Below are 14,637 nucleotides of genomic sequence, written 5' to 3' on the forward strand. Positions count from 1 at the left end.
TTGAATGAACAACTAGTATCAATGATTACACAGCTCGTAATGGAAAAGATGAGCAATAATACGTCAGACAAACCTTCTGTTGACACAGCTGTGCCAACAGAAGAGCAAAAGGAAACACTTATTAAATTTCACGATACGGTAGCTAATGCTAATTATGCTAATGAAGTAGTAAGTCCGAGCACAACATTACAATCAAATGAACCATTAATTAAGCTTTATAATGTTGAATCAAGTAATCATGAACAATCATATTACAGCGCAAGTAATGATGAATCGACTTACACTTCAGTACCTATTACAGCCTTTAAATTTGAAGAGGATGAAGTGTCTGAAAGTGTACAAGCTGCTAAAAAGCATACACCTGCAAGAATAGGTGTTGGTAGAGCGGGGACAAGACCAAAAACAAAAACTTGGTTAAAGTTCCGACTCGATCATGCAGCCGCAGTAGATGCAGTTTATGGAGAAGTGACAGAAGGGCTACTACAAAAGCTCGATGTCTTTCAAGTAACTTCAAGAGTGACAGATAAGGAAGAATACATTACTAGACCGGATTTAGGTCGTCGTTTATCAGATGAAGCAAAGACACTTATTCAATCGAAGTGTAAAAAAAATCCAAAGGTACAAATCATTATTTCTAACGGATTAAGTGCAAGTGCGATTGAAGAAAATGTGCAAGATGTTTTCTTAGCGTTACAGCAAAGCCTTCGTAATTTGAATATTGAAATAGGAACTACTTTCTATATTGATAAAGGGCGTGTTGCTCTTATGGATGAAATAGGCGAGCTTTTACAAGCAGAAGTGATCGTTTATTTAATCGGCGAGCGTCCTGGACTTGTATCGGCTGAGTCAATGAGTGCCTATATATGCTATCAACCTAGAATTGGCACAGTAGAAGCTGATCGAATGGTCGTTTCGAACATTCATAAAGGTGGTATCCCGCCATTAGAGGCAGGTGCTTATTTAGGAACAGTCGTTCAAAAAATATTGCATTACAAGGCAAGTGGAGTAGGTCTTGTGGCAAAAGAAGGTTAGGGGGCCAAACAATGAATCCTCAAAAAATTATGGCAGAAATTTTGGCAATGCAAATCATTCCAAGAGTGAATAGTGAATTAGCTGAGCAATTAGATTTAAAGCCATATCACAATAGCATTGGACTCGTAACTCTAACAATAGATGATGTTGGATATGTAGCGTTGGACGAAGCTACGAAAAAAGCAGATGTTGATGTTGTTTATGCAAAAAGCTTTTATGCTGGAGCGGCACACGCATCTGGGCCATTATCTGGCGAGGTCATTGGCATCATTGCTGGTAGCTCGCCCGATGAAATACGCAGTGGTTTTGATGCGATTCAGCAGAAAATCCAGTTTGATACGTATTTTGAAGCAATTCTTCAAAATGAAAGCCACGCTCTTTTTGCACATACTGTAGCGAGTTGTGGTACGTATCTGGCTGAGCTAGCAAACGTTAAGGTTGGAACGGCCCTTGCTTATTTAATAGCACCGCCACTTGAAGCTGTCGTTGGTTTAGATGCTGCATTAAAGGCGGCAGATGTAGAGCTAAAGGTTTTCTTTGGTCCACCATCTGAAACCAATTTCGGTGGCGGTTTAGTAAGTGGTAGTCAATCTTCCTGCCAAGCTGCTGCCAATGCTTTTAGAGAAGCTATTGAGAATTTAGCAAGAAATCCAGTTGTTTAGAAAGGAGGGGCTTTATGGCCACATTAGATAAAGATTTATTAGCAATTCAAGAAATGAGAGACGCTGTGAGACGTGCCAATATTGCACAGACTGCATACATGCAGTATTCACAGCAGCAAGTTGATACTATCGTCAAGGCTGTTGCGGATGCCGCATTTAAAGAGGCAGAACGTTTGGCAAATATGGCCGTTCAGGAAACAGGGATGGGTATACCTAATCATAAAAAAATGAAAAATGAGGTAGCCTCTAGAGATGTCTATGAAGATATTAAAGATTTGAAGACTGTTGGTGTCGTCGGTTTCGATCGAATGAAGAAAGTGACAGAAATTGCTAGTCCGTTTGGAGTAGTCGCGGGAATTGTACCAACAACTAATCCAACATCAACAGCAATCTTTAAAACACTTATCTCATTGAAAACTAGAAATGGTCTCGTATTAAGCCCACACCCATATGCGGTTGATTGTACAAAGGAAGCTTTAGAGATTTGTAGAGTAGCTGCAGAAAAAGCAGGAGCACCAGAAGGGTTACTACACTGTTTAACAATGTCTTCTATGGAAGCTACACAGCAATTAATGAAGCACCCAGATATTCACTTGATTTTAGCGACTGGTGGCGGTGCGTTAGTAAAAGCTGCCTATAGTTCAGGCAAACCTGCTTATGGTGTAGGACCAGGAAATGTTCCAGCTTACATTGAAAAATCGGCGAACATCTCCAAATCAGTTCGTCAGCTAGTACAAAGTAAGTCTTTTGATAACGGCACAATTTGTGCGACAGAGCAATCAATTATTGTAGATAAAGTCATTGCAGAGCAAGTTTTAGCAGAGTTAAAGAAAAACAATGCGTATATTTTGAGTGCTGAAGAGAAAGTGAAGATGGAGAAGTTGATTTCTCCTGTTCCTGGGAAAGTAAATCCTCAAATCGTAGGTAAATCAGCAGCTTGTCTAGCAGATTCTATCGGTATTACCGTACCGGAAGACACAAAAGTACTTGTCGGTATGGAAACAATGATTGGCAAGAACATTCCTTTTTCACTTGAAAAACTATCACCGATTTTTGCGTTATATACAGTGGAGGACAGTACAGAGGCCAAACAGGTGATGATTGATTTACTAAACATTGGTGGACGAGGACATACATGCTCGATTCATACAGAGAATACAGCTTTGGCTGAGCAGTTTTCAGTCGATTTACCAGTGTCTCGAATTGTTGTCAATACATTATCATCTATTGGCGCTGTTGGTGGGACTACTGGATTGGCACCATCCTTTACTTTAGGGTGTGGTACGTTTGGTGGCAATATTACGTCCGATAACATTACAGCGAGACATTTATTAAATATTAAACGTATGGCATATGGCATTAAAGAAGTAGATGTGCCAAAACCAGAATTTTTAGTACAACCAGTAGTAGAGAATATTCAGGCACAAGATCAATCTTTGGATACAGCAGTAGTTCAACAAATTGTTGATCAAGTATTAAAACAAATAACATTACAAAATAAATAATTTGGAGGAATGACAAATGAGTACAGCATTAGGAATGGTAGAAACAAAAGGATTAGTAGGAGCAATTGAAGCGGCAGATGCAATGGTAAAGGCTGCTAGCGTTAATTTAGTAGGTAAAGTACATGTTGGTGGCGGTATTGTCACTGTATTAGTTCGTGGTGATGTAGGCGCAGTAAAAGCAGCTACTGATGCAGGTGCGGCAGCAGCTCAACGTGTTGGAGAACTTCTATCAGTTCATGTAATCCCACGTCCACACCACGAATTAGAATTAATTTTACCAAAAGCAGAAGCTTAATTTTACTTCAGTCCGAATACAGGTGACGGAAAGAAGAGTCGAAGCGACGGAAAGAATCCCCGCAGTGACGGATAGAACATCATAAAGGGAAGGGCAGGATGTTATACATTGTACTCATCCTGCTTTATCCCCTATAACAATATAGCTAGAAAGATATAGAGGTGGCTAACTTGAATACAGCGACAAAAACATTTCCTGTGGCCATTTCAGCTCGTCATATACATGTAAGTGAAGAGGATTTACAGGCACTTTTTGGTCCAAATGCGACGCTAACGAAGGATTTTGATCTTTCACAGCCAGGACAGTTTGCAGCCAAAGAGCGTGTCTCTATTGAGGGACCAAAAGGTGTTCTTCACAATGTACGTGTATTAGGTCCAGTAAGAGCGGCAACACAGGTGGAAATAAGTCGAACAGATGCAATGAAATTAGGATTAACCCCTCCTTTGAGACAATCGGGTGATATCGAAAGTTCAGCTGGCATCAAATTAATCAATCAAGAACAAGAAATACACATTAAGCAGGGAGTCATTATTGCGCAGGCACATATTCATATGACGGAAGAAGATGCGATCGCATTGGATGTTCGAAATAATGAATTAGTATCTGTTGAAGTTGATAGTGAGCGACCTGTGACATTTCGTGGAGTTGTAGTTCGTGTATCAAACGATTTTAGTTTAGAGATGCATATCGATACAGATGAAGCGAATGCAGGTTTTATTGAACAGCAAGCTCAAGGAAGAATAATCAGATCATTGACATAAGGAGGAGGTTAGATGCAGGAAAATTTAGTTCAAAAAATCGTCGAAGAAGTATTGCAACAAGTTTTAAAAAATCAGCCTTCCTCTCAACATGACGGTAAAATTCCAGTTGGTGTATCAGCACGACATGTTCATCTGGCTCAAGCGGAAGTGGAGCAACTTTTTGGTGAGAACTATCAATTAACACCTAAGTTTGAGCTTTCGCAGCCAGGACAGTTTGCTGCTGAGGAAACAGTTGTTATTGCTGGTCCAAAAGGTTCCATTGAGCGAGTGCGTATTTTAGGCCCAGCTCGTTCATTGTCCCAAGTGGAAATTAGCTGGACAGACGCGATGAAATTAGGGGTTAAACCACCACTAAGAATTTCAGGAGATATAAAAGGCTCTAGCTCTGTTACACTTATCGGTCCAAAGGGTGGTGTAGTGCTAAATGAGGGACTCATTATTGCACAAGCACATATTCATATGTCACCAGCTGACAGTGCTCGGTTCCAAGTAGTGGATGGACAATCGGTACAAATTAAAGTAGAAGGTATAAGACCGATTATTTTATCAAATGTAGTGATTCGCGTTTCAGAGCGTTATCGATTGGAGATGCATATCGATACAGATGAGGCAAACGCGGGTTTAATCCAACAAGGTACATTTGCAGAGATAGTCAATGCTCAAGTAAATGAACAAATGAGTGTCAAAGAACTTTCGCCAGTCGTAATTCAGGCTGAAAAACCATTAAGCTATAAATTTGAAAAGAAACTACTTTCGCAAGTAGAAGTACTTGAAATAGAAGCGCAGGAAATTGTTGTTCCTAAAAAGACAATTGTGACAGCATTGGCCTATGACAAAATACGAGAGTTGAATAAGACGTTAACAATTCGCTCTGAGTAATTATAGTCCATGCGGGATAAAGAGGTGAAGTTCATGCAGATGGGAAGAGTGATAGGTAGTGTATGGGCAACACGTAAAGAAGAAGGGTTGAATGGCTTAAAATTATTAATTATTCAACCAATCGATTCCAATCAACAGCCGATTCGTTCAGAAATTGTAGCAGCTGACCGTATCGGGGCAGGAATCGGAGATGATGTGCTTATTACAAGTGGTGGATCATCCCGATATATTATGAAAGAAAATCCGTTGCCTATCGATGCGGTCGTTATAGGTATTATTGATTCTACTGAAGTTATGCGAGGTGAGAATAATGAGTAGCGCAATTGGAATGATTGAGACAAAGGGATTAGTTGGTTCTTATGAGGCGGCCGATGCAATGATAAAGTCTTCAGATGTAACCATTGTGAAACAGGAGTTTGTTGATGGTGGCATTGTTACCGTAGTTGTCAAAGGTGATGTTGGTTCAGTTCAAGCAGCTGTAGAAGCTGGTAAAGAGGCGGCTATGCGCGTTGGAGAACTATTAGGTGCTCACGTAATTCCGAGACCAGATGAAGATGTTTTTCAAATGATTAAAGGACCAGAAGCACCGAAGAAAAAGCCTGCATCAGCTTCAACATCAACACGTGCTAAAAAAACGACAGAAACAGCAGCTACAGAAAATCGAGGTGAGGCATAATGACATTTCGAAAAAGTAAAATCGCTGTAATCGGAGCTGGTCATACAGGTGCAACTTTAAGCTTGTTTTTGGCACAAAAAGAACTAGGCGATGTTGTACTGTTAGATATTCCAGAAGCAGAAAATCCAACAAAGGGAAAGGCGCTGGATTTATTACAAACAGGACCAATCGAAAAGTTTAATGTTTCTATTAAAGGAACGAGTAATTATGAGGATATAGCTGGAGCAAATATTGTCATTATTACAGCTGGTATTCCCCGTAAACCTGGCATGAGCCGAGATGACTTAGTGACGACGAATGCAAAAATTATTCAACAAGTGTCTAAACAAATAAAACACTATGCTCCAAACAGCATAGTCCTTATATTGAGCAACCCAGTTGATGCCATGACCTATGTTTGCTATAAGGAAACAGGATTTTCTAAAAATCGTGTCATTGGTCAATCAGGTGTGTTAGATACAGCACGTTTCAATACATTTGTAGCACAAGAGCTGCAAATTGCACCGGAAGATGTGTCAGGGTTCGTCTTAGGTGGACATGGTGACGAAATGGTCCCTTTAATTCGATATTCCTACGCTGGAGGTATCCCATTAGAAAAACTAATTCCTCAAGATAGACTACAGCAAATCGTAGAGCGTACACGTAAAGGTGGCGGAGAAATTGTTGGTTTGTTAGGTAATGGTAGTGCTTATTATGCGCCGGCAGCTGCCTGTGCACAGATGGTTGAAATCATCATGAAAGATCAACGTAAAATAATTCCTTCTATCGCCCTTTTAGAAGGAGAGTACGGATACAACGAATTATTTTTAGGTGTGCCGACAATATTAGGTGGCAATGGCATTGAATCGGTCATTGAATTGCACCTAACAAATGAAGAAAAAGCGGCGCTCCATCAATCGGCAGAAGCTGTAAAACAAGTATTAACAATTTGTCAAAACATTTAACTTCTTTGATATGTAGGATCCCCAACTATATATCTATTGATAAAAATTTAGCTCTTGAAAATGTTTGATTGGAAACCGAACATATAACTTCTTTCAGCAGTAGTCTTCCACCTCTATAGGTGGTTAGATGAATGCGGTTTTAAGTCACTTTTCAGCGAGTGTCCAAACATCCACTGAAAGAATTTAAAGCCTCCGGCGGATGTCACGGAAATCGGAAAGGAGTTCACATAGGATGTTAGCCTAAGATCATCGCATCCATGCGATAACGGCTAACTTACCTGCGTCACGCAGGCCTAAGCACAAAGCCGATTCCGGACGCAATTATGCCGAGGCATAATTGATTTTGAAAGCTAGTAAAATTCCCCCGTATTTATATAAAAGTAGAAGCTCTCCTTGATCGTGAAAATGATGAGGAGAGCTTCTTTGCTATATACAACTCAAATTGAGCAAATTAAGATAGGGTGAATGTTTAGGCGCAATTGCTGAAAAACGACTTGATAGTCAACAGAACACATGTGATGCAGCACCCATTAATTTTCCTTCCTTTTATGTAAATATGGGATTAATGAAAGTAACCCTAGGGTAGCTAAACAAACGCCAATCCACAGTGGTGATATATAGCCATATCCATTACTAATACCTAGGCCGCCTAGTGATGAACCAATAACAATACCAAGCGTGATAAAAGAACTGTGAATGGTATTTATCATCGTGCCATTATTAGCTGTTTTCATCACTCTCGCCACCATAGCTGGATTCATCGCAACACCAGTGAAGCCAATAAAAATACTAGTAATAACTGCAATAAATTTATTCTCAGCTCCTAAAGCAAATAAAGACAATGCTACGATTAAAATAATCAATCCACCCAAAAGTGTTTCCATTGTATATTTATCAGCAAACTTGCCAATCACTATATTTCCAATGACTGTAGCACAACCATAGAGAGCAAGTAAATATGGAATACTTGCGCTTGAAAAGCCGGTGATATTTGTAAAGATAGGCGTGAAATAACTAAATGCTGCAAACGTACCACCTATAATAAACATACTTGTTATGTACGCTGCCCAAAGATGAATATTTTTAAAGCGCATGAGCTCGTCTTTCCAGTTTAATAGTGCTTTGTTTGGCGATGATGGTAGTAACAATTGAATTAAAATCCCGGAAATTAGTACGAGAATAGAAACGAACCAAAAACTCGTACGCCAGCCAAAATTTTGCGAGATAACTGTTGTTAGAGGAAAGCCTAAGACTGTTGCGATCATTAAACCTGCAAGAACAATAGATGCAGCTTTTCCCCTAGAATGAGGGGGAACCAATGTTGCAGAAAAGGATATGGCAACACCAAATGCTGAGGATGAAGCAATCCCGGTAATAATACGCGAAACCATCATACTATCATAGTTCCAAGCGATAGCTCCGAGCGACTGGCCGATTAAAAATACAAACATTAAAAATAACAATGCTTGTTTGCTGCGTATTCGTAGAAGAGTTGCAGTTAAAATAGGTCCTCCTACTACCATTGCTCCTGCATAAGCTGTAATTAAATACCCGATTGAAGATACAGAAACCTGAAATGCAAGAGCAAGCTCGTTCATCATACCTGCAACCATAAATTCAGATGTAGTCATACAAAATATCGCTAAAGCTAGTAAATATATAATCGATGGCATAAAAACACTCCTTAATTCATTATTGTAACGTTCGGTACAAAAATCATGCTAAAAAAGAGCGCACTAAGCGCCAAATATAGAATCCAATGTTCCTTTCATAATTTGCTCAGACAACATCCGATTTTGCATCGAAACATTCAGAACACGGAACCCGTAATAACTACTTAAAAATAGACTAGCTAATTCCTCAGCTGTTTGCTTTTTTGAAATTTCACCAGTTCGTAATCCTTCCTCCATTACTTTTTCAATAGCTTGTTTAAGAAGCTCGACATGCTGTGAGAAAATTTCTTGAACCATTACATCGTTTTTAGCTCTTTCTACACCGGCATTAATTAATAAACAACCCTTTTGATCAATATTCTCAAAGTCTTCTTTCAGTGCCCATTCGAAAAGATTACTTAACCGTTCTTTCAATGCAATAGGAGCTTTTAATAATTCCTGCTGTTCCTTAATTCCAAACTCATGATAGCGTTCTAATACTTGCTTATACAGTTCATGTTTACTACCAAAAGTATTGTATAAGCTACCTTTCCCAAGTCCAGTATCATTGCATAAATCCTGTGTAGAACAGCCTTCATATCCTTTTATCCAAAAAGTTTTCATGGCGACATCTACAATTGAGGAATAATCAAACTCTCGGGGTCTGCCTCGTTTATTCAAAGTTATCCACCTCCCATTTACATTAATAGAATATCTTTTTTGTACTAAGTGGTCAATAAAATTTTTCAGTCAAGGAAAGTTAAAGGGAGAAAAGCATAAGTCTTGATTGACTTTGCCCTAAGGGGAAGGTGTATAACAGAATAGAGGAAATAAATAGTAAATGTTTGGTTGAGTTGGGAGGTGCTATTTTGCTATCAATAGGAGAATTCTCAAAAATATGTGGTGTCTCGACAAAAACACTTCGATATTACGATGAGATTGGTTTAATTAACCCGGATGAGATTAGTGCTGAAAACGGTTATAGGTATTATTCCATCGAACAACTTAAAAGGATGCTCTATATTAACCGCTTAAAATCTTATCATTTTTCTCTTGAAGAAAATCAATTATGCCTCGGCATAATTGCGTCCGGAATCGGCTTTGTGCTAGCACAAAGACCTCCTTTCCGATTTCCGTGACATCCGCCGGAGGCTTTAATTTCTTTCAGCGGATGTTTAAACACCCGCTGAAAGAAATTAAAATGATGCTGGCATTAGAAGAGGATCAATCCGAAGAAATGCTTTGTTCAGTGCTTAACCAGAAGAGAAATGAAATTCAAGAGAAACTAAAGGTTTTTGAATTCCTTGTAAAACAACTTAGTCATGATATTTCAAACTTAGAAAAGGGAGTACCAATCATGTCGTACCTTGACAATATCGAAGTACAGCTTGTTGAGACAAAGCCAAAGAATATCCTTTATAAGCGATTGATATTGAGCAGTGATGATTATGCCTCGGGATATGGTCATTATTTTAGTAAGCTTTATGAAAGAATTGCGATGGAGAAGCTCACTTTACTTGGTCAGCCAATGACGATTTACCATAGCCCTGAATTTAATCCTGCTGGCAATGATACCGAGTTTGCTATTCAAATAGCCGAGTCTGTCAAAGGAACTAGAGATTTACATGGTGGCCTCTGTGCTAAATCTGTTTTAAAGGGACCATATTCAGAATTAACAGCTATCTATGCTAATTTGATGAAGTGGATTGAAAACGAAAGTTATGAACTGATATCGCCACCATATGAAATATATGTAACAGATCCACATCAAGAAAACGCCCCTGAGGATTATGTTACTGAGGTTTATTTTCCTGTAAAGAAAAAATGACAAAACTACATTATAGGAGGTTCCTATGCAATCAACAATAAACTGGCACACGGTAAAGCCTGAAAGCATATATATGAACAATGAAAAGCTATCCAAGCTAGAGCAGACGATAAAAAGTGAATATAACAATATAAATGGCATTGTTATAATTAGAAATGGTCATTTAGCCTATGAAAAATATTTTAATGGCAAAGGTCCTGGTGATTGTCACCATGTAGCATCTGTAACCAAAAGTGTACTATCTGCACTTATAGGTATCGCTATCGATAAAGGATATATTAAAAGCGTGGAAGAGAAAGTGATAGATTTTTTCCCAAAATATATTTTTGATGCTGATAAGCAGAAACAACAGATTACAATACGACATCTTCTCACGATGACAGTACCATATCCATATGAGGATTGGCAGGAGCCGCTAGATGTTTTATGTCAACAGCAGGATTGGATAAAATATACACTCGATCTAATGGGGGGAAATGGGGATTTAGGCGCTTTTAAATATTCGACAGCTGGAGCACATTTATTGTCAGCTATTCTTACTCAAAGTACAGGCAAGAGTGCTCGAGCGTTCGCGAATGAACATTTATTTACACCGCTTGGCATGAAAGAAATTCCTGACTATCGAATGAACGCATATGGGTTTGATGATTTATTCGGGAAAAACGTTAAGGGGTGGGTTCATGACCCAAACGGTCATTCGACAGGTGGATGGGGACTAACATTAACTACCCGTGATATGGCCCGATTTGGCTACCTCTATTTAAACAATGGCATTTGGGATCATAATAGGGTTCTCTCAGAGACATGGATTCGTAAATCAACAGAAATGAACCATTACAATTACGGTTATCTATGGTGGCTACGGCAAGAAGATGGACTTTCTACCTTTTCAGCAATAGGGGATGGGGGCAATATGATTTGTTGTATACCCAAAATGAATATGATTGTAGCAATTAGTTCAGAATTGATTATGAATTCACGAGATATATGGCCATTAATGAAAGAGTATATAATCCCAGAGGTATTATAATTTTTATGTAGTATATAAAAGAAGAATAACAACTACTTATACCCAATCTTACAATTAAGTTGATCCTCTCCGAGTAGAAATGAAATGGTGGCAAAAGTCTTTTACATAGAGGGGACAGTATTTCAAAAAAATAATCTAAAAAATGAACTATTTTTATTTTCTTTTAAATTATACTTTTATTTAGAATTTATTAAATAAAGAGAGGGAAAGAAATGAGTAGTTACTTGGTTATCCTTTTTGTCATTATTCTTCTTATGTTTAGGGAGAAAAAAGTTAGACCAACTCGAATGTGGATAATACCGATTTTGTTAATTGGGATAACGTGTACTTCTATTTTAAGTTCAGATAAATTAACGCTAGTAAGCTTTGTCTTGTACTCCATTTGTTTAATAATTGGCATAGGTATCGGGATATGGAGAGGAAAATTAGAAAAAATTCGTGTTAATCATGAAAGAGGAATTGTAACTACACAAAGCTCTGTCGCTGGAGTTATTTTATTTCTTGGCATTCTTCTTTTGCGTGTACTTGCAGCAAAATGGGGAAAAGAGCATGCTGTAATATCATTAACGAATGCTCTTATGTTTATACCGCTCGGTAGTGTATGTGCTCGTCGGTATATTATTTTTATGAGATACAAACAACTTACGGGATGAAAAAAATGGATTTAAATTGTTTCTTTTCGCAACACCAGGTGAACTTTTTGATGCAATAAGAGCCGCATACCGTAGAGAAGCGATTTTTCGTACTTCTATAGCAGCAAAGGTTATGGCCAAAGCGATTAAATCAGCGAATGAGGAGTTTGAAACGAATAAAGCAAAAGTAGAGATGTTTGAGATGTTCACCGAACGTAAGCTTGAAGTTCTCCAACAAATGGCATACGGATTAAAAAAGAAGATATTTCTAATGTGCTTCACATTAGTGAGAGTATAGTACAGATAAGACACATGTTCATCGTATTCTACAGAAAATTGGTGCAGAGGATCGAACGCAAGCTGTTGTATATGCTTTTCGCAATAGAATAGTTTTGTAGATAAGCTAAGGCCGACTATTGCAATAAAAAAATACTATAAAGTCCATAATATACGAAATTTTCGAAAATATGATAAAATAGGAAGAGTGGAAAAGGAGGATGAATAGTATGACTGTACAGCAATTTACAGACTATGTGAAAAAAATGCAGCACTACGGAGAAGCATTAAGTGTGATTTATTGGGATATGCGCACCGGTGCACCTAAGAAGGGGTTAGCTCAGCGCTCAGAGGTAGTTGGAACATTATCTGCCTCCTTATTTGACATGCAAACTAGTGAAGAGTTAGGGCAATTACTAACGGATCTTGAGGGGCAAAAGGCAGATCTTGATTATGTAACGCTGCGTTTAGTTGAGGAAGTACGTAAAGAGTATGATCAAAATAAAAAAATACCGGCTGATGAATATAAGGAATTCGTAATTCTACAAACTAAAGCCGAAACAGCATGGGAAGAAGCAAAGGCAACTAATAATTTTGCTCTATTCCTACCTTATTTAGAGGAAATAATAAGCTGGCAGAAGAAATTCATACAATATTGGGGCATTAAAAACGGTTCTCCATACAATACATTACTAGACTTATATGAACCTGAAATGACGACTGATGTTTTAGACCAAGTTTTTGGTGATTTACGTGAAACAATCGTTTCTCTTGTGCAAAAAATCGCAGCTTCACCAAATAAACCAGATACAAGCATATTATTTAAGCATTTCCCTCGTGAATCTCAGCGTGCATTATCATTAGAAATATTAACACAACTTGGCTATGATTTTGATGCAGGTCGCTTAGACGAAAGTGTGCATCCATTTATGATTGGCTTAAATCATGGAGATAATCGTATTACAACGAAATATGATGAAAACGATTTCCGCTCAGCAATTTTTGGAACAATCCATGAGTGTGGACATGCGATGTATGAACAAAATATCGATGCGAAGCTTGATGGTTTACCTTTAGCAACTGGTACATCCATGGGTATACACGAATCCCAATCTTTATTTTATGAAAATTTTGTAGGTCGAAACGAAAAGTTCTGGGAGCATAATTACGAGCGACTTCAAAAGTATTCACCTGAGCAATTTGGTGATGTAGCATTAGCGGATTTCCTTCGAGCAATTAATATGGTGGAGCCATCGTTTATTCGCATTGAAGCAGATGAGTTAACATATCCACTACATATTATGATTCGCTATGAAATTGAACGTGACTTATTCAACGGCGATCTTCAAGCGAAGGATCTTCCACAAGTATGGAATGATAAATACGAGGAATATTTAGGCATTCGTCCTGAAACAGATGCAAAAGGGGTACTACAAGATATGCACTGGTCAGGGGGCATGTTTGGATACTTCCCATCCTATGCTTTAGGTATGATTTATGCGGCGCAATGGAAGCATGCAATGGATAAAGATCTTCCAAACTTTGATGAGCTGTTAGAAAAGGGAGAGCTTCTACCAATTCGAGAGTGGTTAACAGACAAAGTCCATCAATACGGTGCACTGAAGAAGCCATTTGAGTTGCTACAGGGGGCGACAGGGGAAGGCTTAAACGCTAAATATTTAGCAAACTATTTACAAGAAAAATATGCGAAACTGTATCAGCTTTAAAAAACAAGCGATTTCTCATTATAGAGAAATCGCTTGTTGCTTTAAAATATCCTTTACCAAAGCTTAAAGCCTTTTGAGCCTGCTGGTGAATTTGAAATAATTTCAAAGATAGGAATTGTGTAAGCAAATATGATTAACGCTACTAAAATTACAAGTGATTTAAAGTAATTTACATGTTTCATTAGTATTATTTATAAAATGTGCAACATTATAACGAGTTATTTTTAAGCGGAACTATTGTTTATATTTGTTCAGCTATTATTTGTGATTAAAAGTATATTTAGAAATTTTTACGAAATGAAAGTGTAGTTGATTAAGATGTAAAAACAGGTTACGAACCTATCTTCGACCCTTATTTAAAAAGCCTTATTTTATAATGTGATGGTACGACCTATATTAACTGTTACATAAGAATTGATTTAAAGAAGTTGTTGAACTCCCGTGAAAGAACTTAATCATTTTTCATTTTCTGTGGTGTAGTGTTGATTGTACGCGACATGGATGGCTAACGGGGCAGTTAAGTAGAATAGTGTTGATAGTTTTTATTCAACAATCGGGCCAGATTGTGGAGCAACACTTAATAATGGAAGTGGATATTTATGTTAAAATTTAAAGTGGAATATGAAATAATATACTTCAATGAAACGTCAGTTTAGTGTAATAACTCATTTAACCAAAATTTTTTCTATTGCTATTATGAATAAATTTTTTAAGTAGCATGGGTTATCAAGCCTGTGC

At 37.9% G+C, this 14,637-nt stretch carries 15 protein-coding genes and 2 pseudogenes; 15 read left to right on the forward strand and 2 right to left on the reverse strand.

Annotated features, from left to right (window positions below; all coding sequences use genetic code 11):
- From eutC to mdh, 9 genes are all read left to right on the forward strand, one after another.
- On the forward strand, positions 1 to 1,032 hold the full coding sequence (eutC, locus tag ACFVT8_RS13855; RefSeq protein ID WP_387080998.1) for an ethanolamine ammonia-lyase subunit EutC: 1,032 nt from the start codon (positions 1 to 3) through the stop codon (positions 1,030 to 1,032).
- Positions 1,033 to 1,043: 11 nt separating this feature from the next.
- Positions 1,044 to 1,694, forward strand: a complete 651-nt coding sequence (eutL, locus tag ACFVT8_RS13860) for an ethanolamine utilization microcompartment protein EutL (protein ID WP_387080999.1) — start codon at positions 1,044 to 1,046, stop codon at positions 1,692 to 1,694.
- Positions 1,695 to 1,708: 14 nt separating this feature from the next.
- Positions 1,709 to 3,199, forward strand: coding sequence for an aldehyde dehydrogenase family protein (locus ACFVT8_RS13865; RefSeq protein WP_387081001.1), 1,491 nt, complete (start codon positions 1,709 to 1,711; stop codon positions 3,197 to 3,199).
- A 16-nt stretch (positions 3,200 to 3,215) separates the two neighbouring features.
- Positions 3,216 to 3,494 (forward strand): BMC domain-containing protein, encoded by a 279-nt coding sequence (locus ACFVT8_RS13870; protein WP_053482447.1) that lies wholly within the window; start codon positions 3,216 to 3,218, stop codon positions 3,492 to 3,494.
- 170 nt (positions 3,495 to 3,664) lie between these two features.
- A complete protein-coding gene (gene pduL / locus ACFVT8_RS13875; protein ID WP_387081003.1) occupies positions 3,665 to 4,255 on the forward strand; it encodes a phosphate propanoyltransferase in 591 nt (196 codons plus the stop codon).
- A 12-nt stretch (positions 4,256 to 4,267) separates the two neighbouring features.
- Positions 4,268 to 5,134 carry a phosphate propanoyltransferase gene (locus ACFVT8_RS13880; protein WP_387081005.1) on the forward strand — a complete coding sequence of 289 codons (867 nt, stop codon included), beginning with the start codon at positions 4,268 to 4,270 and terminating at the stop codon, positions 5,132 to 5,134.
- A gap of 33 nt (positions 5,135 to 5,167) precedes the next feature.
- Positions 5,168 to 5,452 (forward strand): EutN/CcmL family microcompartment protein, encoded by a 285-nt coding sequence (locus ACFVT8_RS13885; RefSeq protein WP_387081006.1) that lies wholly within the window; start codon positions 5,168 to 5,170, stop codon positions 5,450 to 5,452.
- A complete protein-coding gene (locus tag ACFVT8_RS13890; protein ID WP_387081008.1) occupies positions 5,445 to 5,810 on the forward strand; it encodes a BMC domain-containing protein in 366 nt (121 codons plus the stop codon). Before ACFVT8_RS13885 ends, ACFVT8_RS13890 begins: the two co-directional genes overlap by 8 nt.
- Positions 5,810 to 6,754 carry a malate dehydrogenase gene (mdh, locus tag ACFVT8_RS13895; protein WP_387081010.1) on the forward strand — a complete coding sequence of 315 codons (945 nt, stop codon included), beginning with the start codon at positions 5,810 to 5,812 and terminating at the stop codon, positions 6,752 to 6,754. The genes ACFVT8_RS13890 and mdh overlap by 1 nt, the downstream gene beginning before the upstream one ends.
- Positions 6,755 to 7,284: 530 nt before the next feature.
- On the opposite strand, the gene ACFVT8_RS13900 is transcribed toward mdh, so the two are convergent.
- Both ACFVT8_RS13900 and ACFVT8_RS13905 read right to left on the reverse strand, forming a co-directional pair.
- On the reverse strand, positions 7,285 to 8,427 hold the full coding sequence (locus ACFVT8_RS13900; protein ID WP_387081011.1) for an MFS transporter: 1,143 nt from the start codon (positions 8,425 to 8,427) through the stop codon (positions 7,285 to 7,287).
- A 63-nt stretch (positions 8,428 to 8,490) separates the two neighbouring features.
- Complete coding sequence (locus tag ACFVT8_RS13905; RefSeq protein WP_387081013.1) at positions 8,491 to 9,087, reverse strand: TetR/AcrR family transcriptional regulator; 597 nt, start codon at positions 9,085 to 9,087, stop codon at positions 8,491 to 8,493.
- Positions 9,088 to 9,275: 188 nt separating this feature from the next.
- Here ACFVT8_RS13905 and ACFVT8_RS13910 point away from each other — a divergent pair.
- From ACFVT8_RS13910 to ACFVT8_RS13935, 6 genes and pseudogenes are all read left to right on the forward strand, one after another.
- Positions 9,276 to 9,464: pseudogene (locus ACFVT8_RS13910) on the forward strand (MerR family transcriptional regulator); the annotation flags it as partial.
- A 134-nt stretch (positions 9,465 to 9,598) separates the two neighbouring features.
- A pseudogene (locus tag ACFVT8_RS13915) lies at positions 9,599 to 10,234 on the forward strand (GyrI-like domain-containing protein); the annotation flags it as partial.
- Between the two features lie 25 nt (positions 10,235 to 10,259).
- Complete coding sequence (locus tag ACFVT8_RS13920) at positions 10,260 to 11,264, forward strand: serine hydrolase domain-containing protein (protein ID WP_387081014.1); 1,005 nt, start codon at positions 10,260 to 10,262, stop codon at positions 11,262 to 11,264.
- A gap of 212 nt (positions 11,265 to 11,476) precedes the next feature.
- Positions 11,477 to 11,917: a CcdC protein domain-containing protein gene (locus tag ACFVT8_RS13925; RefSeq protein ID WP_387081016.1), complete on the forward strand. Its 441-nt coding sequence runs from the start codon at positions 11,477 to 11,479 to the stop codon at positions 11,915 to 11,917.
- Positions 11,918 to 11,933: 16 nt separating this feature from the next.
- Positions 11,934 to 12,194, forward strand: a complete 261-nt coding sequence (locus tag ACFVT8_RS13930) for a hypothetical protein (RefSeq protein WP_387081018.1) — start codon at positions 11,934 to 11,936, stop codon at positions 12,192 to 12,194.
- A 208-nt stretch (positions 12,195 to 12,402) separates the two neighbouring features.
- The gene (locus ACFVT8_RS13935) at positions 12,403 to 13,899 is read left to right on the forward strand and encodes a carboxypeptidase M32 (protein ID WP_387081020.1); all 1,497 of its coding nucleotides are present in this window, start codon (positions 12,403 to 12,405) and stop codon (positions 13,897 to 13,899) included.
- Positions 13,900 to 14,637 lie beyond the last annotated feature (738 nt).

Origin of the sequence: Lysinibacillus sp. NPDC058147 (genome assembly GCF_042884205.1) — a bacterium.
Taxonomy (GTDB): domain Bacteria; phylum Bacillota; class Bacilli; order Bacillales_A; family Planococcaceae; genus Lysinibacillus.